Source organism: Luteimonas huabeiensis HB2 (assembly GCF_000559025.1).
GTDB lineage: Bacteria > Pseudomonadota > Gammaproteobacteria > Xanthomonadales > Xanthomonadaceae > Luteimonas > Luteimonas huabeiensis.
The window spans coordinates 101,097-118,440 of record NZ_JAAN01000030.1 but is presented as its reverse complement, the minus strand read 5'-3'; the positions used below and the strand labels follow the sequence as shown (position 1 = coordinate 118,440).

17 protein-coding genes and 1 pseudogene are annotated in these 17,344 nt (G+C 74.5%); 8 read left to right on the top strand and 10 right to left on the bottom strand.

Features of this window, described 5'->3' with window-relative positions:
• Window positions 1-14: 14 nt before the first annotated feature.
• The 5 genes from Z164_RS0112195 to Z164_RS22495 all read right to left on the bottom strand — a co-directional run bounded on the left by Z164_RS0112195 (window position 15) and on the right by Z164_RS22495 (window position 3,314).
• Complete coding sequence (locus Z164_RS0112195; RefSeq protein WP_024890966.1) at window positions 15-623, bottom strand: M23 family metallopeptidase; 609 nt, start codon at window positions 621-623, stop codon at window positions 15-17.
• Window positions 624-700: 77 nt separating this feature from the next.
• Complete coding sequence (locus Z164_RS0112190) at window positions 701-1,390, bottom strand: tellurite resistance TerB family protein (protein WP_024890965.1); 690 nt, start codon at window positions 1,388-1,390, stop codon at window positions 701-703.
• A gap of 503 nt (window positions 1,391-1,893) precedes the next feature.
• Entirely contained in the window at window positions 1,894-2,283 is a 390-nt protein-coding gene (locus Z164_RS0112185; RefSeq protein WP_024890964.1) for an HU family DNA-binding protein, read from the bottom strand.
• 114 nt (window positions 2,284-2,397) lie between these two features.
• The gene (locus Z164_RS0112180; RefSeq protein WP_043689975.1) at window positions 2,398-2,823 is read right to left on the bottom strand and encodes a DUF2784 domain-containing protein; all 426 of its coding nucleotides are present in this window, start codon (window positions 2,821-2,823) and stop codon (window positions 2,398-2,400) included.
• 35 nt (window positions 2,824-2,858) lie between these two features.
• Window positions 2,859-3,314: a hypothetical protein gene (locus tag Z164_RS22495; RefSeq protein WP_152540939.1), complete on the bottom strand. Its 456-nt coding sequence runs from the start codon at window positions 3,312-3,314 to the stop codon at window positions 2,859-2,861.
• Here Z164_RS22495 and Z164_RS0112170 point away from each other — a divergent pair.
• Complete coding sequence (locus tag Z164_RS0112170; protein WP_024890961.1) at window positions 3,307-3,741, top strand: OsmC family protein; 435 nt, start codon at window positions 3,307-3,309, stop codon at window positions 3,739-3,741. The genes Z164_RS22495 and Z164_RS0112170 overlap by 8 nt on opposite strands.
• 8 nt (window positions 3,742-3,749) lie before the next feature.
• Entirely contained in the window at window positions 3,750-4,460 is a 711-nt protein-coding gene (locus tag Z164_RS21410; RefSeq protein WP_160170692.1) for an alpha/beta fold hydrolase, read from the top strand.
• A gap of 266 nt (window positions 4,461-4,726) precedes the next feature.
• Here the strand turns inward: Z164_RS21410 and Z164_RS0112160 are convergent, their stop codons facing one another.
• Both Z164_RS0112160 and Z164_RS0112155 read right to left on the bottom strand, forming a co-directional pair.
• Window positions 4,727-6,043 (bottom strand): sensor histidine kinase, encoded by a 1,317-nt coding sequence (locus tag Z164_RS0112160; RefSeq protein WP_024890959.1) that lies wholly within the window; start codon window positions 6,041-6,043, stop codon window positions 4,727-4,729.
• Complete coding sequence (locus Z164_RS0112155; RefSeq protein WP_024890958.1) at window positions 6,040-6,732, bottom strand: response regulator transcription factor; 693 nt, start codon at window positions 6,730-6,732, stop codon at window positions 6,040-6,042. The genes Z164_RS0112160 and Z164_RS0112155 overlap by 4 nt, the downstream gene beginning before the upstream one ends.
• Before the next feature lie 162 nt (window positions 6,733-6,894).
• Between Z164_RS0112155 and Z164_RS0112150 the strand changes: the two genes are divergently transcribed.
• Window positions 6,895-8,850 (top strand): LTA synthase family protein, encoded by a 1,956-nt coding sequence (locus Z164_RS0112150; protein ID WP_236621796.1) that lies wholly within the window; start codon window positions 6,895-6,897, stop codon window positions 8,848-8,850.
• 15 nt (window positions 8,851-8,865) lie between these two features.
• On the opposite strand, the gene Z164_RS0112145 is transcribed toward Z164_RS0112150, so the two are convergent.
• Window positions 8,866-9,750, bottom strand: coding sequence for a PhzF family phenazine biosynthesis protein (locus Z164_RS0112145; protein ID WP_024890956.1), 885 nt, complete (start codon window positions 9,748-9,750; stop codon window positions 8,866-8,868).
• Between the two features lie 167 nt (window positions 9,751-9,917).
• On the opposite strand from Z164_RS0112145, the gene Z164_RS0112140 reads away from it, so the two are divergent.
• From Z164_RS0112140 to murD, 5 genes and pseudogenes are all read left to right on the top strand, one after another.
• A complete protein-coding gene (locus Z164_RS0112140; protein ID WP_024890955.1) occupies window positions 9,918-12,524 on the top strand; it encodes a bifunctional aspartate kinase/diaminopimelate decarboxylase in 2,607 nt (868 codons plus the stop codon).
• A complete protein-coding gene (locus Z164_RS0112135; RefSeq protein WP_024890954.1) occupies window positions 12,508-12,933 on the top strand; it encodes a hypothetical protein in 426 nt (141 codons plus the stop codon). Before Z164_RS0112140 ends, Z164_RS0112135 begins: the two co-directional genes overlap by 17 nt.
• A 123-nt stretch (window positions 12,934-13,056) precedes the next feature.
• Window positions 13,057-13,422 (top strand): annotated as a pseudogene (locus Z164_RS23770) (MurL-like N-terminal domain-containing); the annotation flags it as partial.
• The gene (locus Z164_RS23625; RefSeq protein ID WP_484496892.1) at window positions 13,399-14,598 is read left to right on the top strand and encodes a MurL-like N-terminal domain-containing; all 1,200 of its coding nucleotides are present in this window, start codon (window positions 13,399-13,401) and stop codon (window positions 14,596-14,598) included. The pseudogene Z164_RS23770 and the gene Z164_RS23625, both read left to right, overlap by 24 nt.
• The gene (murD, locus tag Z164_RS0112125) at window positions 14,579-15,964 is read left to right on the top strand and encodes a UDP-N-acetylmuramoyl-L-alanine--D-glutamate ligase (protein WP_024890952.1); all 1,386 of its coding nucleotides are present in this window, start codon (window positions 14,579-14,581) and stop codon (window positions 15,962-15,964) included. The genes Z164_RS23625 and murD overlap by 20 nt, the downstream gene beginning before the upstream one ends.
• Before the next feature lie 117 nt (window positions 15,965-16,081).
• On the opposite strand, the gene Z164_RS0112120 is transcribed toward murD, so the two are convergent.
• Both Z164_RS0112120 and Z164_RS0112115 read right to left on the bottom strand, forming a co-directional pair.
• Window positions 16,082-16,327 carry a hypothetical protein gene (locus Z164_RS0112120; RefSeq protein WP_024890951.1) on the bottom strand — a complete coding sequence of 82 codons (246 nt, stop codon included), beginning with the start codon at window positions 16,325-16,327 and terminating at the stop codon, window positions 16,082-16,084.
• On the bottom strand, window positions 16,327-17,322 hold the full coding sequence (locus Z164_RS0112115; protein ID WP_024890950.1) for a polyprenyl synthetase family protein: 996 nt from the start codon (window positions 17,320-17,322) through the stop codon (window positions 16,327-16,329). Before Z164_RS0112115 ends, Z164_RS0112120 begins: the two co-directional genes overlap by 1 nt.
• Window positions 17,323-17,344: the final 22 nt, after the last annotated feature.

Genomic DNA, 17,344 nt, shown 5'->3' with positions numbered 1-17,344 from the left:
CGATGCGCGCTCGCTCACTGCGCCGTCTCCAGCGCCGCCGCGCGCCGCGCGCCCTCGCGCAGCAGCGGCAGCGGGTCGTACGCGCCGCCGCTGGCGTACACCCCGTAGTGCAGGTGCGGCGGCGTGCCGCGCGCGTTGCCGGTGTCGCCGACGTAGCCGAGCACGTCGCCGGTCAGCACCACGTCGCCCTCGGCCAGATCCGGCGCCCAGTCGTCGAGGTGGGCGTAGTAGTGGCGCTGCCGCGCCGGCCCGATCACCCACACCTGGCGGCCGCCCAGGCCGGTTTCGCGGATCGAGGCGACGATGCCCGGCGTGGCGCTGAGCACTTCGGTGCCGCGGGGGGCGAAGATGTCCACGCCCTCGTGGGTGCGGTCGCGCCCGCGCGCAGCGCCGTAGGTGTCGGCCACGCGCGCCGCGTCCACGCCGCGCACGGGCATCGCCAGCGCATCGGGCGGCGGCATGCGCGAGAGTTCGAGGCCCATCCGCACCGCCGCCATGAACGGCTGCCGCCACGCCCAGGAGGCCGCGAACCCGGCCAGCAGCAGGAAGACCGTCCAGCCGACGAGGCGGTTCGCGGCGGCGCGGTAGTCGCGGCGCGGCGACGGAGGGGAAGGCGCTTGCACCCCGACAGCCTAGCCGGCTCCGGTGAAGCCCGGGTCGATACACGCTGGCAGCGCCACCGACCGCCCCGCGCCGGATCTCAGGCCGGCCTCTGCAACTGCGCTTCCAGCCGCGCCTTCAACGCGTCGTCGATGCCGAGCTTGCGCGCCAGTTCGTCCAGGTAGGCGCGCTCCATGAAGCTCTGCTCGTCGGCGACCAGCAGGCTGGCGAGATACATCTCCGACGCGATCTCCGGGCTCGATGCGGCGGCGGCGACCTCGGCCGGATCGAGCGGCTTCTCCAGTTCGGCCTGCAGCCATTGCCGCACCTCGGCGTCGGCATCGAGGCGCCGGAACTCGCCCTCGATGACCTCGCGCTCGCGCGCGTCGATATGGCCGTCGGCCTTGGCCGCGGCGACGATCGCGCGCAGGATCGCCTCGCTGTGCAGCTCCGCCTGCGGCGGCGGCAGCCGGTCCACGGTGGCCGGCTCGCCGGCGCGGCCGGACTGCTGGCGCTGGTAGTCGCCGTAGGCCTTGTAGGCCATCACCCCGATCGCGGCCAGCCCGCCGTAGGTGGCCAGCTTGCGGGTGGTCTTGTTGCGTCCGAGCAGCAGCCCGAGCGCACCGCCGCTGAGCGCGCCGCGGCCGAAGTCCGCGTTGAGCAGGCCGCCCAGTCCGTCCAATGCGCCGCCGTTGCCGCCGGCGGCGGGATCGCGGCCGGCCGGCGTCGCCGGCGCGCCGCCGCCCTGGGCGGACTTGAGAAGGTGATCGAGGAAGCCCTGCAGTTTCATGGTGGTTTTTCCGTTGTGGGGGCGAAGCGAGGCCGCAGGATAGCCAGAAGCGGCCGAACCGCGGATGGAGCGTATGCCATCGCGCCCGGGATGGGGCGATGGTCCCCGGCGCCGGCGAACCGTGCTGCGGCCGCGCGAGTCGAAGAAGCCACGCTGATGCTCGAAGGCGCGGCGAGCGATCGCGATATCGGCAGCATGAAATGAGGTGCCGGCGCCGCGAATGGGCAGGGCGTCGTGACGGCCTGTCGTAGGCCGCGGTCCCGCACCGCGGTCTGCCGGATTCCGCAGGACGCGGGACCCGCGTCCGAAGCGCTGAAGCAGACGTTGCGGTGAGCGCTGTCCCCTGGGCAGGGCGTCAGGACGACGCCGCGTAAACGGCCACGCCCCGCACGACGGTCCGCGACCGTGGAACGAAGCCGTCCGGCAATCGGAGAGGAACCACAAAAAAAAGGCCGGTCGCTCGCAAGAGCGGACCGGCCCGGCGACCTACGGGAGCGCGCGCCTCAGGCGGCGGCGTCCTTGAGCTTCTTGAGCGGGCGCACCTTGACCTTGACCGAGGCGGGCTTGGCGGCGAACCACTGCTCTTCCTTGGTGAAGGGGTTGATGCCCTTGCGCTTCGGCTTGGCCGGCACCTTGACCGAGGTGATCTTCAGCACGCCCGGCAGGGTGAACGAACCGTGGCCCTTCTTGCTGATCGAACCGTGGATCGCGCCTTCCAGCGCGGAGAGCACGGCACGAACGTCCCGGGCGACGACGCCGCTGGCGTCGGCGATGTGCGCGACCAGGCCGGACTTGCTCAGCGGCTCCTTGATCGCCTTCGGGGCGGCCGGCTTGGCGGCGGCCTTCTTCGGTGCAGCGGCCTTCTTCGCCACCTTGGTTGCTTTCTTCGCCATGTGTCCTGTTCCGTAGAGGATGGTTGGAATGTCGGCCGAACCCAGCCGGCACGCGAAATGTAGGCCATGTCCGGGCTTGCGCCAATAGGAAAACGCAAAAAAACAAGGGTTTTTTCAGCGGCCGCCCGGGCCCCGCCGGCGCCGGGCCGGGGGCCATCGCCACCAGGCGAACGCGGCCAGCCCGACCAGGGCGGTGTAGGCGGCCACGAAGGCCCACCAGGGCGCCTCGAAAAACAGCACGCGCGACAGCCAGTGCTCGACGAACGATTCGCCGTGCGTGCGTTGTCCGGCGCGCGCGCGCAGCGCCTGTTCCCACAGGGTGAGCGGGCACAGGCGGCCCAGCCAGGCCTGCACCGCCACGGTCGCCAGCAACGCCAGGTGCAGCCAGCGCAACCCGGGCCGGCGTACCCAGGCCCAGCCGCGCGGCCCGCCGACCAGCACCGCCAGCAGCATGCCCACGGCGAAGGCGGCGATGCCGGCATGCACCGCCAGCACGAGGTCGGCCAGCGCGGCGGCGAGCGGCGGGGACACGGCGTCCATGCCGCGAGTCTACGCATGCCTTGCGCTGCGACCCTTCATGCCGCGCGGGCATCTGCAAATGAGCGAACCGACCAGGAAACCCGATCGATGCCGCGCATCGTCCCCTTCGATGCGGGTCTGCTGTCGCTGCTGCTCGCGGCGACGGCGGCCTCGTCCGCACCGGCGGCCGCGCCGGCGCCGGCGGCGTACGCGCTGGGCCCCGCGATCCGGGTGTCGATGCGGCAGTGGGGCTGGATGATGTCGGCCGGCGCGCTGGCGCGGGTCGGTGCGCCCGCGCCGATGCCGGCGGCGGGCGCCTCGCCGTGGCCGGCCGTCGTTGCCGATCCGCCGTTCCGCGCAGCCCCGGCGTCGCCGCCGGCGGCCGGGAAGCGCTTGCGCGTGCTCCACCGCGCGGGTCGCTGCGCGCCGCTAACATCGCAGCGACTACGCTGACGGTCCGGCGCATGCCGGACTTCCTTTTCATTCCCCTCACCGGAGAACACGATGGGCATCACCCGCAAGGCCACCGCACGCTGGGAAGGCGACCTCAAGAGCGGCAGCGGCCGCCTCGACACCCCGCAGAGCGGCCTGCTGTCGGCCACCCGCTACGGCTTCAACAGCCGTTTCGGCGAAGAGAAGGGCACCAATCCCGAGGAGCTGATCGCCGCCGCCCACGCCGGCTGCTTCAGCATGGCGCTGTCGGCCAAGCTCACCGAGGCCGGGCATCCGCCGACCTCGGTCGAGACCGAGGCCTGGGTGGAGCTGTCCACCGATGGCGGCCCGACGATCAGCGCGATCGCGCTCAAGACGAAGGCGGTGGTGCCCGGCATCGACGAGGTGCGCTTCCGCGCGCTCGCCGACGACGCCAAGCAGAACTGCCCGATCTCCAAGGCGCTGTCGGCGGTGCCGATCACCCTCGAGGCCGAACTGGCGGGTTGATCCGCCGCGTGCTCGGGTCCTCGCCCGGGCGCCTGCTGTGCGTGCACGGCGCCGGCGGCGGGGGCTGGGAGTGGGCGATCTGGCGGCGGGTCTTCGAGGCCGCCGGCTGGCGGGTGGACGCCCCCGACCTGCGACCGGTCGCGGGCGGCCCGGCGGCGACCGGCTTCGGCGATTACGAGGCGCAGGTCCGGGAACGGCTCGCGGCGACCGCGCGGCCGCGCGTGCTCGCCGGCGCAAGCCTCGGCGGCCTGCTGGCCGCACGCTGCGCCGCGGCGGCGGATGCGCTGATCCTGGTCAATCCGCTGCCGCCGGCGCCCTGGCACGCGCTGCTGCCCGCGCGCGCATGGCCGCCGCTCGTGCCCTGGGGGCGCGATGCGCGGCTGGCGGGCACCCGCCGCGCGCTGCCCGAGGGCGACGAGGCGACCGTCCTGTACGCCTTCCGCCGCTGGCGCGACGAGAGCGGCGCGGTGCTGCGCGCCGCGCAAGCGGGGCTTGCGGCGCCGAAGCCGGACGTGCCGGCGCTGTGCATCGCCTCCGACGGCGACGCGGAGGTGCCGCCCGCCGTCACCGGCGCACTCGCGCGGGCCTGGGGCGCCCGCCTGTTGCACGAGTCGGGCGGCCATCTGGCGCCGCTGCTCGGCTGCGATGCCGCCGCCGTCGCGAGCCGCGCGCTGCGTTTCCTGGCCGGCCTGGGTGCCGCTCCGTCGCCGCGGGGCTAGGCGCGATCGGCATTCGACCCGCAACGCCGAAAGCATCCGTTTTCGCGCGAGCGGGAGCATGCCGTTTCTTCTCCCGCAAGCGGGGCCATGTCGTTCCTTCTCCCGCAAGCGGGGTCATTTCGTTCCTTCTCCCGCAAGCCGCAGCGCCGGATGAGGGCACTGTGCATGCCCGCGGCGCGCGCCCATCCGCCTTCGGCGCCTGCCTCCGCAGGCGGGGCGGGGGCCGCGCTTTGCGCCCGCGAACGCGGCCCGGCGCACGGCGCGCTTCAGGCGCTTCCCGCCCGGTGCGGCTCCCCGTCGCCCACGCGCAGCGCGGCGCGCAGGCCGAGGACGACGGTCGTGCCCTGGCCGCTGCCCGAATCGATGTCCAGCGTCCAGCCCAGGTGCTCGCAGAGGCGGGCGATCAGGTCCAGCCCGATCCCGTCGCCGGTCGCGGCGCCGCCGCGCGCCAGCCGCGAGTAGATCGCGCTGATCCGCGCCGGATCCATGCCGTGCCCGGGATCGCGGATGACCACGGTGGCGCCGGGGCCGAGTTCGACGTCGATGCGGCCGTCGTCGCTGTGCTCGATGGCGTTGCGCAGCAGGTTGCCGATCGCCGCGCGCACGATGCCCGGCGGGGCGACGATCTCGCACGGGGCATCCACCGCGATCGCCACCGTCAGCGCCTTGCCGGCGGTCAGGTGCAGGTGGTCGTCGACGATCTGCGGCAGCAGGCGCTCCAGCGCGATCGGCTGCCCGGCCTGGGCCAGTCGGGAAGGATCCTTGGCCAGCGCCAGCAGCAGCGCGATCAGCTGTTCCATGTCGCGCGCGGTGCGCTGGATGCGCCGCAACTGGTGTTCGGTGGCCGCGGGAATGCCCGGGGCTTGCAGCGCCAGCTCGGCCGCGCCCTCCAGCACCGCGACCGGCGTGCGCAGCTCGTGGCTGGCGGTGCGCACGAAGGTGCGCTCGCGCTCGACGAAACGCTCGTTGCGTTGCAGGTAGTCGTTCAGCGCGCCGGCGATGACGATCAGCTCGGAGCTGGCGCGCGCGCCGGGCACGATCCGCTGGCCGCTGCGGTCGGGCGCCAGCGCCTGGATCGCCGCCGCCATGTCGGCCAGCGGCCGCAGCGCGCGGCCGAGGCCGAACGCCATCGCCAGGCCGGTCAGGGTCACCAGCAGCACCGCGGAGCCGAGGATGAACAGCGCGAGCCGGTCCTCTTCCCGTTCCATTTCGGTGATGTCCAGCGCCATGGCGTGGCGCACGCCGTCCACGTGCCGCAGCAGCGCCAGCACTTCGCGGCCGTCGGCCAGGGTCAGGTCGTCGTGGATGCCGTCCGGCAGGCGCTCGAACGCGGCCGGCAACGGCGAGGCGCCGCCGTCGACGTACAGGCGCAGGCTCTGCGAGTCGGCCCAGCGGTAGCCGGGATCGGACGCCCGGCGCTCCAGGTGGCGATCGAATTCGTTCTGGATCAGCGTGTCCCACAGCAGCCGTTCCGCGTACTCGTTGATCAGCAGGCCGTGCAGGGAAATGCCGGCGGCCAGCAGCAGCGCGTAGCCGGCCAGCCAGTAGAGGACGCGGGTGCGCAGGCTGGGGCGCGGCTTCAAGGCGCGTCCGCCGGGTCGCGGGGCGCGGCGAGCCGGTAGCCCACCCGCGGCAGGGTGCGCAGCAGCTTGACCTCGAACGGCGCGTCGACGCTGCGCCGGAGCTCGTAGATGTGGGAACGCAGCATGTCGCCATCGGGCGGGTCGTCGCCCCACAGGACGTGCTCCAGTTGCCGCCGGGTCACCGCCGCGGGGCTGGCCTGCATCAACGCCTGCAGCAGGCGGCGTCCGGCCGGGTAGAGGTGCAGCGTCCGCCCGCCGCGGGTCGCCTCCAGCGTGTCCAGGTCCAGCCGCAGGTCGTGGACCTGCAGGCTGCGCGGCTTGCGCCGGCCGCGGCTGCGCGCCAGCAGCGCCTCCAGGCGCACTTCCAGCTCGGGCAGGGCGAACGGCTTGGTCAGGTAGTCGTCGGCGCCGGCGCGGAAGCCCGAGATCTTGTCGGGCAACTCGTCGCGCGCGGTGAGCATGATCACCGGGGTGTCGATGTCGTGCTCGCGCAGCCGCTGCAGCAGGGCCGGTCCGTCCAGGCGCGGCAGCATCCAGTCGAGGACGATCGCGTCGTAGCTCTGGGTCGCGGCCAGGTGCAGGCCGACGATGCCGTCCGGCGCGGCGTCCATCTCGTGGCCGCGCGGCTCGAAGTACTCGAACAGGTTGCCGACCAGGTTGCGGTTGTCCTCCACCACCAGCAGCCGCATCGCCTCGCCTCCGGTCCACGGGCTTCGCTGCGCGCATGATACGGCGCCGCGGCGCGGGCGCTCCGACATTCTTCCGACGTCGCTCGGATCGGTTCCCGACATCGCCGCACGCACCCTCGGCGCGCCGCCGCTGGGTGCGGCGCCGGAGTGCGGATGCGGGTGGTGCGAGGAATTTCCGGGGCGCTGGCGCGCCTGCGGCCGGTGATCGGGATGTGCGCGCTGGGGCTGCTGGCGCTCGGCGCCTCGCGGCTGGGCCTGGCCCTGTGGCGGCGCGCGGAGGTGGCGGAGGTCGATGGCTGGATCCCGGTCTTGCTCCAGGGCCTGCGGGTGGACGCGGCGAGCCTGTGCCTGCTGTACGCGCCGGCCGCGGCGCTGCTGCTGCTGCTGCCCGCGCGCGTGTACGCACTGCGCTGGACGAAGGCGGCGGCGTCGATCTGGCTGGCCGCGGCGGCCTGCCTGCTGATCTGGCTGGAGCTGGCGACGCCCGGCTTCATGCAGGAGTACGGGCTGCGCCCGAACCGGCTCTTCGTCGAGTACCTGGTCTACCCCCGGGAGGTGCTGGCCACGCTGGCGAAGGGGTGGCCGCTGCAGTGCGCGCTGGTGCTGCTGTCCGGCGCGGCGGCCGCCTGGTTCGCCTGGCGCCTGGCGCTGCGCGGGTGGTCGCCGCGGCGGCCGCACGAGGGCGGGCCGCTGCTGCGCGCGGTGCTGGCGCTCGCGGTGCTGGCGCTGGGGACGCTGGGCGTGCGTTCGACGCTGGGGCACCGGCCGATGAACCCGGCGATGGTGGCCTTCAGCGCCAATCCCACCGTCAACGCGCTGCCGCTCAATTCCTTCTATGCGCTGGCCCACGCGATGCGCGACTGGCTGCGCCACGAGGACAGCGCCCACGACCTGTACGGGGCGATGCCCGACGACGCAGTGGTCGCGGCGATGCGCCGCGACAGCGGGTTGCCGGCGGCCGCCTTCGTCGATCCGGCGATCCCGACCCTGGCCCGGCGCGCGCCGGTCTGGCGCGGGCGGCCGCGCAACCTGGTGATCGTGCTGGAGGAGAGCCTGGGCGCGCAGTTCATCGGCAGCCTCGGCGGTCTGCCGCTGTCGCCGCACTACGACCGCCTGAGCGCGCAGGGCTGGGCGTTCACCCGGCTCTACGCGACCGGCACCCGTTCGGTCCGCGGCATCGAGGCGGTGGTGGCCGGTTTCTCGCCGACGCCGGCGCAGGCGGTGGTCAAGCGGCCGCGCGCGCAGCAGGGCTTCTTCACCCTGGCCGAGCTGCTCCGGCGGCGCGGCTACGACACCGCGTTCTACTACGGCGGCGAAAGCCATTTCGACAACATGCGCGGCTTCCTCCTCGGCAACGGTTTCGGCCGCGTCGTCGAGCAGCGCGACTACGCCGATCCGGCCTTCGTCGGCGCCTGGGGCGTGTCCGACGAGGACCTGTTCGCGCGCGCAGACGCGGAGTTCCGCCGCCTGCACGCGGCCGGCAGGCCGTTCTTCGGGTTGGTGTTCACCTCCAGCAACCACGATCCGTTCGAGTTCCCGGACGGCCGGATCGCGCTGTACGAGCAGCCGAAGCAGACGCGCCGCAACGCCGCCAAGTACGCCGACCACGCGCTGGGCGGCTTCTTCGCGCGGGCGATGGCGGCCGACTACTGGCGCGATACCGTGTTCCTGGTGGTCGCCGACCACGATTCGCGGGTCTTCGGGCGCGACCTGGTCCCGGTGGGCAACTTCCACATCCCGGGCCTGATCCTGGGCGGCGGCATCGCGCCGCGCCGCGACGAACGCATCGCCAGCCAGATCGATCTGGCCCCGACGCTGCTGTCGCTGATCGGCATCGGCGATCCGACGCCGATGCCCGGGCGCGACCTCGCCGACCCGGCGCTGTCGCTGCCCGGGCGCGCGATCATGCAGTACGACCGCAACTTCGCCTATCTGCAGGGCGACGACGTGGTGGTGCTGCAGCCCGAGCGCCCCGCCGGCCAGTACCGCTACGACCGCGCGCGCGGCCGGCTGCTGCCCGTGCCGCTGTCGCCGGCGCTGGCGCGCGAGGCGCACGCGCAGGCGCTGTGGGGCTCGCTGGCCTACGCGCGCGGCTGGTACCGGCTGCCGCCGGAGTGAGCGCCGCCGCCGGCCTCAGCGCGCCCAGTCCAGCGTGCCGTCCACCACGAACGCGACCTGGCCGCCGGACCAGATCTCGCCCTCGTCGTCGATCTCGAGCTGCAGGCGCGCGTCGTAGCCGACCTCGCGGCCCTGGCTGACGGTGTAGCGGCGCTTGCCGCCGGGCAGGGCATCGCGCGAGGCGAGCCAGGCGGCGAGGGTGGCGTTGGCGGCGCCGGAGGCGGCGTCCTCGAAGCGCGCCGGCGCGCCGACCCAGGCCCGCACCACCAGGTCGTAGGGCTGGCCGGCATCGGCGCGGGCGAAGGCGCACAGCCCCATGCTGGCGGTGGCCTCGGCGAGCACGCCGATCGCGTCCCAGTCGGGCCGCGCCTGGCGCAGCGTGGCCTCGTCGGCCAGTTCGGCCAGCCACCAGCGGCGGCCGCCGTCGACCAGCGCGGGCGGCAGCGCGCCGGGCAGCAGGCCGTCGAGCGCGTGGCGCAGGCGCGGGTCGCCGCGCGCGGCGGTTTCCACCACGCGCGCGCGCGGCGTGCGCACGGCGACGGTGCGCGCGCGGCCCTCGCCGCGCACCTGCAGCGGCAACCGGCCGGCCAGGCCGTCCTGCAGCAGGCGGCCGTCGGCATCCGGCGCGATGCGCCCGGCGGCCAGCAGCGCCTGCGCGGTGCCCACGCTCGGATGGCCCGCGAACGGCACCTCGCGGCGCGGGCTGAACATGCGGATGCGGTAGTCGGCGCCATCGCCGCCGGCGAACACGAAGGTGGTTTCGGGCAGGCGCGTCCAGCGCGCGATGGCCTGCATCGTCGCCTCGTCGAGGCCTTCGGCATCGAGCACCACCGCGAGGGGATTGCCGGCGCCGGGGCGGTCGGCGAAGACGTCGAGCTGGACGAAGCGGCGTGCGGTCATGGCGGCGCGGGGGCGAGGGGGGCGCGCAGCTTACCAACCGCGCGGCCCGCGATCGCCGCGGCCGGCAGCGCCCGCCGGCACGGGCGCGTGCTGCGCATGCGCGACAGGCCCTAGAATGTCGGGCTTCCCGCGCCGCGTCCGCGGCGGCTTCAGGCGCCCGTCTTCCGATGCCATCGACCTCTGCTTCTCCCTGGATCGTGCTGAAGTTCGGCGGCACGAGCGTTTCCCAGCGCCCGCGCTGGGACACCATCGGCCGGCTGGCCCGCGAGCGGCGCGAGGCCGAGGACGCGCGCGTGCTGGTGGTGGTGTCGGCGCTGGCCGGCGTCACCAATGCCCTGCAGGCCATCGCCGAGGGCGCCGACGATCCGGTCGGGCGCATGGAGGCGCTGGTCGAGCGCCATCGCGCCTTCGCGCAGGAGCTGGGCCTGGACCCGGACGCGGCGCTCGCCGAGCGCTCGGCGGCGCTGCGCGCGCTGGCCGTCGACCCGCGCGCGGCCGCGTGCGCCTACGACTGGCAGGCCGAGGTGCTGGGGCAGGGCGAGCTGCTGTCCTCCACGCTCGGCGCGGCCTACCTGCGCAGCCAGGGCCTGGACTTCGGCTGGACCGACGCGCGCGACTGGCTCGACGCGATCGAGCTGCCGAACCAGAGCGCGTGGGCGCGGCGGCTGTCGGTCAACTGCCGGCGCGAGGCCGACGACGCCTGGCGCGCGCGCTTCGAGGCGCACAGCGCGGCGCCGATGTTGCTGACCCAGGGCTTCATCGCCCGCCACGGCGACGGCGGCACCGCCATCCTCGGCCGCGGCGGCTCGGACACCTCCGCCGCGCTGTTCGGCGCGCTGCTGCGCGCGCGGCGGGTGGAGATCTGGACCGACGTGCCGGGCATGTTCAGCGCCAACCCGCGCGAGGTGCCCGATGCGCGGCTGCTCACCCGGCTCGACTACGCCGAGGCGCAGGAGATCGCCACCACCGGCGCCAAGGTGCTGCACCCGCGCGCGCTCGGCCCCTGCCGCACCGCCGGCGTGCCGCTGGCGATCCTCGACACCGGGCGGCCGGAGCTGCCGGGCACGCGGATCGAGGCCAGCGTGGCGCCGGTGCCCGGGGTCAAGGCGATCAGCCGCCGCAACGGCATCGTGCTGGTGTCGATGGAGACGGTGGGCATGTGGCAGCAGGTCGGCTTCCTGGCCGACATCTTCGACCGCTTCCGCGACCACGGGCTGTCGGTGGACCTGATCGGCTCCTCGGAGACCAACGTTACCGTCTCGCTCGATCCCAGCGACAACCTGGTCAGCACCGACGTGCTGGCGCGCCTGTCGGAGGACCTGTCGCGCTTCTGCCGGGTCAAGGTGATCGCGCCCTGCGCGGCGATCACCCTGGTCGGGCGCGGCATGCGCTCGCTGCTGCACAAGCTTTCCGACGTCTGGGCCACCTTCGGCCGCGAGCGCGTGCACCTGATCTCGCAGTCCTCCAACGACCTCAACCTGACCTTCGTCATCGACGAGGCCGACGCCGACGGCCTGCTGCCGGAGCTGCATGCCGAGCTGATCGCCAGCGGCGCGATGCCGGTGCGCGAGCCGGAGGTGTTCGGCCCGCGCTGGCGCGAGATCGCCGGCGGCCTGCGGCGGCGCCCGGCGCCGTGGTGGCGGGCGCGCCGCGAGGCGCTGCTGGCGCTGGCCGCGCAGGGCACGCCGCGCTACGTCTACGACCTGGCCACGGTGCGCGCGCGCGCCCGCGCGCTGGCGGCGGTGACGCCGGTGGATCGCCGCTACTACGCGATCAAGGCCAACCCGCACCCCGAGATCCTGCGCCTGCTGGTGGCCGAAGGCTTCGGCCTGGAATGCGTGTCGCTGGGCGAGCTGGAGCACGTCTTCTCGGTGCTGCCCGACCTCGCGCCCGAGCGCGTGCTGTTCACCCCCAGCTTCGCGCCGGTCGCCGAGTACGCCGCGGCGCTGGCGCGCGGGGTGGTGGTGACCCTGGACAACGTGGAGGCCCTGCAGCGCTGGCCGGAGACCTTCCGCGGCCGCGCGCTGTGGCTGCGCGTGGACCTGGGCCGCGGCGAGGGCCACCACGAGAAGGTGCGCACCGGCGGCCTGGCTTCCAAGTTCGGGCTGGCGGTGGACCGCATCGACGCCTTCCTGGACGCGGCGCGCCCGCTGGGCGTGCGGGTGACCGGCCTGCACGCGCACCTGGGCAGCGGCGTGGACACGCCCGAGCACTGGCGCTCGGTCTGCGACGAGCTGGGCGGCATCGCCGAGCGCATCGGCAGCATCGTCACCATCGACATCGGCGGCGGCCTGCCGATCCCCTACCGCGACGAGGACGAGCCGTTCGACCTCGACGCCTGGAGCGCGGGGCTGGCGGAAGTGAAGGCGGCCTATCCGGGCTACCGGCTGGCGATCGAGCCCGGCCGCTACCTGGTGGCCGAGGCCGGCGTGCTGCTGCTGGCCGCGACCCAGGTGGTGGAGAAGAGCGGCGTGCGCCGCGTCGGCGCCGACGCCGGCATGAACGCGCTGCTGCGCCCGGCGCTCTACGACGCCTGGCACGACATCCACAACCTCTCGCGCGACGGCGCCGACGCCGCCGCGACGTTCGACGTGGTCGGCCCGATCTGCGAATCCGGCGACGTGCTCGGCCGGCAGCGGCGGCTGCCCGCCGACACCGCCCCGGGCGACGTGCTGCTGGTCGCCGACGCCGGCGCCTACGGCTTCGCCATGGCCAATACCTACAACCTGCGCGCGCTGCCCGCAGAGGACGTGCTGGATGCCGCCGAGGCTTGAGTTCGCGCTGTCGGCCGGCGTCCTGGCCGCCGCCCTGGCCGCGTTCGCCATAGGGCCGACGGTCGCCGGCGACTTCGCCTGGCCGATCGTGCCGGCCGCCGGACTGGCCGCCGCTGCGGCCGCGGCCTGGACCAGCGGCTGGCGCCTGGTCGAGTGCCGCGCACGCGCGGGCTGGCGCTGCTTCGGCCTGGCGTTCTTCACCGTGCTGATCGCGCAGGTGTGCTTCATCGTCCTGGTCGCCGCCTTCTTTCTGCTGATGGAGCCGGGCTGGGACGTGCTGCGCGCCATCGAGTCGGCGGCTCTGTTCGGCCTGCTCGCGCTCGCGATGGGCGGTGTGCCCGCGCTGCTGTTGACCGTGCCGCTGGCGCTGCGCCACCTGCGCCGGCGCGATCGGGCGGCGGCGGCATGAGTCCGCGCCCGCCCGCGGCCGCCCGCCTGGCGCACGATGCGCCGCGCGGACGGTCCCCGGCCCATCCTCTCCGTGGCCGGCCCGCTGCGCCGCGCCCCCCGATCCGACTGGAGCCCCGTGCGCATGTTTGACCGCGATGCCATCGCCGCCTTCCGCTTCGTCGATTGCGGCTTCGACCCCGCCACCGGCGTGGCCCGGCTGGTCTACGCCTTCGACGACGGCCCGGAACTGGTGGAGACGGTGACCGTGCCCGGGGCCCCGTTCGCGCTGGACGCGGCGCGCGAAGCCGCCGCGGTGCAGGCGCTGCGCCTGCTGCACCTGATCGCCGGGGTCAGCTACTACAAGGCCGCGGTGCCGGAGGAGATCCGCATCGAGGGCTATGCCATCGACGGCGACACCGCCGCGCTGCTGGAGGACGTCTACCTCCACGGCCTGGGCGAGTTCGCCTACCGCAACGGCCTCGACCTGCACGGGCGCATCCGCTTCCCGGCGCATGACCTGCCCCTCCTCCCGCGTGCGGGAGAGGGCTGGGGTGAGGGCGAGCCGGCGGCTGGCGCTTCGCCCTCATCCGCCCTTCGGGCACCTGGAGTCGCGCCGTCCCTGGCGCTCCCCCTGCGGACGGCTTCGCCGTCCGAATCGGCAGTCCCGGCCGATTCGTCTCCCGCAGGCGGGAGAAGGGAATCCGAGGCGGCCGCCGCTGGCGACCGGGCATATCTGGGCCTGCGCGAACACGCGCTGGTGGCGATCGGCGGCGGCAAGGACTCGCTGGTCTCGATCGAGGCGCTGCGCACCGCCGGCGTGGCGCAGACGGTGGCCTGGGTCGGCGGTTCGCAACTCATCCGCGCCTGCGCCGAGCGCACCGGCCTGCCCACGCTCAACATCCAGCGCCAGCTCGCGCCGGAACTGTTCGAGTACAACCGCCAGGGCGCCTGGAACGGCCACATCCCGGTGACCGCGATCAATTCGGCGATCCTGGCCTTCGCCGCGGTGCTGCTGGGCATGGACCAGGTGGTGTTCTCCAACGAGCGCTCGGCCAGCTACGGCAGCCTGATCGAGGGCACCGGCGAGGTGAACCACCAGTGGTCCAAGGGCTGGGCCTTCGAGCGCGCCTTCGGCGAGCACCTGCAGCGCCGCGTCGCCGCGGACCTGCGCTACTACTCGCTGCTGCGGCCGCTGTCGGAGCTGGCGGTGGCGCGGCAGTTCGCCAGGAGCGACCGCTACGACGCCCACTTCTCCAGCTGCAACCGCAACTTCCACCTGCTCGGCGAGCGCCCGGCCAACCGCTGGTGCGGGGTCTGCCCGAAGTGCCATTTCGTGTTCCTGGCGCTGGCGCCGTTCATGCCCAAGCCGCGGCTGGTGACGATCTTCGGCCGCAACCTGCTCGACGACCCGGCGCAGGTGCCCGGCTACGACGCGCTGCTGGAGTACCGCGACCACAAGCCGTTCGAATGCGTTGGCGAGGGCCGCGAATCGCGCGCGGCGATGGCGGCGCTGGCCGCGCGGCCGGAGTGGCGCGAGGACGCGGTGGTGCAGCGCTTCGCCCGCGAGATCGCCCCGCAGCTCGATGCCGGCGAGCTGGCGCTGGAACCGCTGCTGGTGCCCGATGCGGCGCACCGGGTGCCGCCGGCGCTGTGGGAACGGCTGCGTGCGCATTTCGCAGCTTGACGGCCGCGCGGTCGGGCTCTGGGGCTGGGGCCGCGAGGGCCGCGCGGCGTGGCGGGCGATCCGCGCGCGGCTGCCCTCGCTGCCGCTGACCCTGTTCTGCTCGGAAGGCGAGGCCGCCGACGCCGCGGCGCTGGGCGATGCGCTGCTGCGCCCGCGCACCGGCGCCGACGCCGAGGCGCTCGCGGCGCTGGACGTGGTGGTGAAGTCGCCCGGGATCAGCCCGTACCGGCCCGAGGCGCTCGCCGCCGCGGCCCACGGCACGGTGTTCGTCGGCGGCACCGCGCAGTGGTTCGCCGAGCGCCCGGACGCGCGCACGCTGTGCGTGACCGGCACCAAGGGCAAGAGCACCACCACCGCGCTGCTGGCGCACCTGCTGCGCGCGGCCGGCGTGCGCACCGCGCTGGCGGGCAACATCGGCCTGCCGCTGCTGGAACTGCTGGACGCCGAGGCCGAAGCCTGGGCGATCGAGCTGTCGAGCTACCAGACCGGCGACGTCGCCGCCTCCGGTACGCGGCCCGGGATCGCGGTGGTCACCAACGTGTTCCCCGAGCATCTGGACTGGCACGGCAGCGAGGCCCGCTACGTCGCCGACAAGCTGGCCCTGCTGACCGCCGGGCGGCCGCGCATCGCGGTGCTGAACGCCGAGGACCCGCGACTGGCCGCGCTGGACCTGCCCGACAGCGAGGTCCGCTGGTACGGCCGCGGCGACGGCTGGCACCTGCGCGGCGACGCGCTGTACCGGGGCGACGAGGCGGTGCTCGACACCGCCGGCCTGCCGCTGCCCGGCCGGCACAACCGCGGCAACCTGTGCGCGGCGCTGACCGCGCTGGATGCCTTCGGCCTGGACGCCGCCGCGCTGGCGCCGCACGCGCGCGGGTTCCTGCCGCTGCCGCACCGCCTGCAGGCGCTGGGCGAGCGCGACGGCCTGCGCTGGGTCAACGATTCCATCAGCACCACCCCGCATGCCGGCATCGCCGCGCTGCAGCTCTATCCCGGCCCGCGCACCGCGATCCTGGTCGGCGGCCACGATCGCGGCCTGGACTGGGGCGTTTTCGCCGACTACGTGCGGCGGCACCCGCCGGGCGTGGTGGCGACCATGGGCCAGAACGGCCCGCGCATCTTCGAGGCGCTGCGCGAGGCCGCGGCCGAGGGCGGCTTCGCGCTGCGCCAGGCCGCCGACCTCGAGGCCGCCGTGGCCGCGGCGCGCGCGGCGCTGGGCCCGGGCGGCGGGGTGCTGCTGCTCTCGCCGGGCGCGCCCAGCTTCGGCCCTTACCGCGACTATGCCGAGCGCGGTCGCCACTTCGCCCGCCTGGGCGGCTTCGACCCCGACGCCATCGCCGCGATCCCGGGCCTCGGCATCGCCTGAGCGGCGGGCGGCGCTCGACACGCCCGGCGGGGCGCTGCGCCGAATCCGATGCCTCTCGACCGCTGGGCGGTGCCCTGCGCGGCGCCGGCGACAGCGGGCGCGTGGCCCTGGCGCCGCTCAGCGCGCCGAGCGCCGGTCGCGCGCGGCGCGGATCGCGCCCTCGATGGCCGCGCGGGCCTGCGGGCTGTTGCGCCAGCAGGTCGACCCGAGCAGCGCCGCGGCCTGCCGCACGATGTCGTCGGCATCGGCGCGGGCCAATGCCGCGAGACGGTCGAAACCGAGCTGCTCCAGGCGCGCGACCACCGTCGGGCCGACGCCGCGGACCGCCAGCAGGCGCGCGCGCTCGTCGGCGGGGAAGGCCATCAGTGGCTGCGTTCGACCGCGTAGCGCGCCAGCCCGCGCAGCGCGTCCAGGGCCGGGTTGGCGGGCAGGCCGTCGAGCGCGCGCTGCGCCGCCTCGGCATGCGCGCGCGCGCGCTCGCGGCTGTATTCCAGGCCGCCGGTGGCGCGGATCGCGGCCAGCACCTCGGGCATGGCGGCGGCGTCGCCGCGCTCGACGATGCCGCGCAGGCGCTCGCGGGTGGCCGCGTCGGCGTGGCGGATGGCGTGGATCAGCGGCAGCGTGGCCTTGCCCTCGGCGAGGTCGTCGCCGAGGTTCTTGCCCAGGTCCGCCGCGTCGGCGGCGTAGTCCAGCACGTCGTCGGCGATCTGGAAGGCGTAGCCCAGCTCCATGCCGAAGTCGTACAGCCGCTGCTGGACCTCGGCATCGGCGCCGGCGGCCAGCGCGCCCAGGCGGGTGCCGGCGGCGAACAGCACCGCGGTCTTGCGCTCGATCACGCGCAGGTAGGCGGCCTCGTCGGTGTCGGGGTTGTGCACGTGCAGCAGTTGCAGCACCTCGCCCTCGGCGATGCGGTTGGTGGTGTCGGCCAGCAGCCGCATCACCTCCATCGAGTCCAGCTCGACCATCAACTGGAAGCTGCGCGAGTAGAGGAAATCGCCCACCAGCACGCTGGCGGCGTTGCCCCAGATCGCGTTGGCGGTGCTGCGCCCGCGGCGCAGGTCGGACTCGTCCACCACGTCGTCGTGCAGCAGGGTGGAGGTGTGGATGAACTCGACGATCGCCGCGAGCTGATGGTGTACCGGGCCGCCGGCCCCGCAGGCGCGGCCGGCCAGCACCACCAGCATCGGCCGCAGGCGCTTGCCGCCGGCGGAGACGATGTGCTCGGCCACCTGGTTGATCAGCACGACCTCGGAGGCCAGGCGGCGGCGGATCAGCGCATCGACCGCGGCCATGTCCTCGGCGGCCAGGGCCTGGATCGCGGCGAGGTCGGTGGGGGGCATGCGGTCGGCGTCGGCCATCGGGAACGCTTGTGTGAGGATC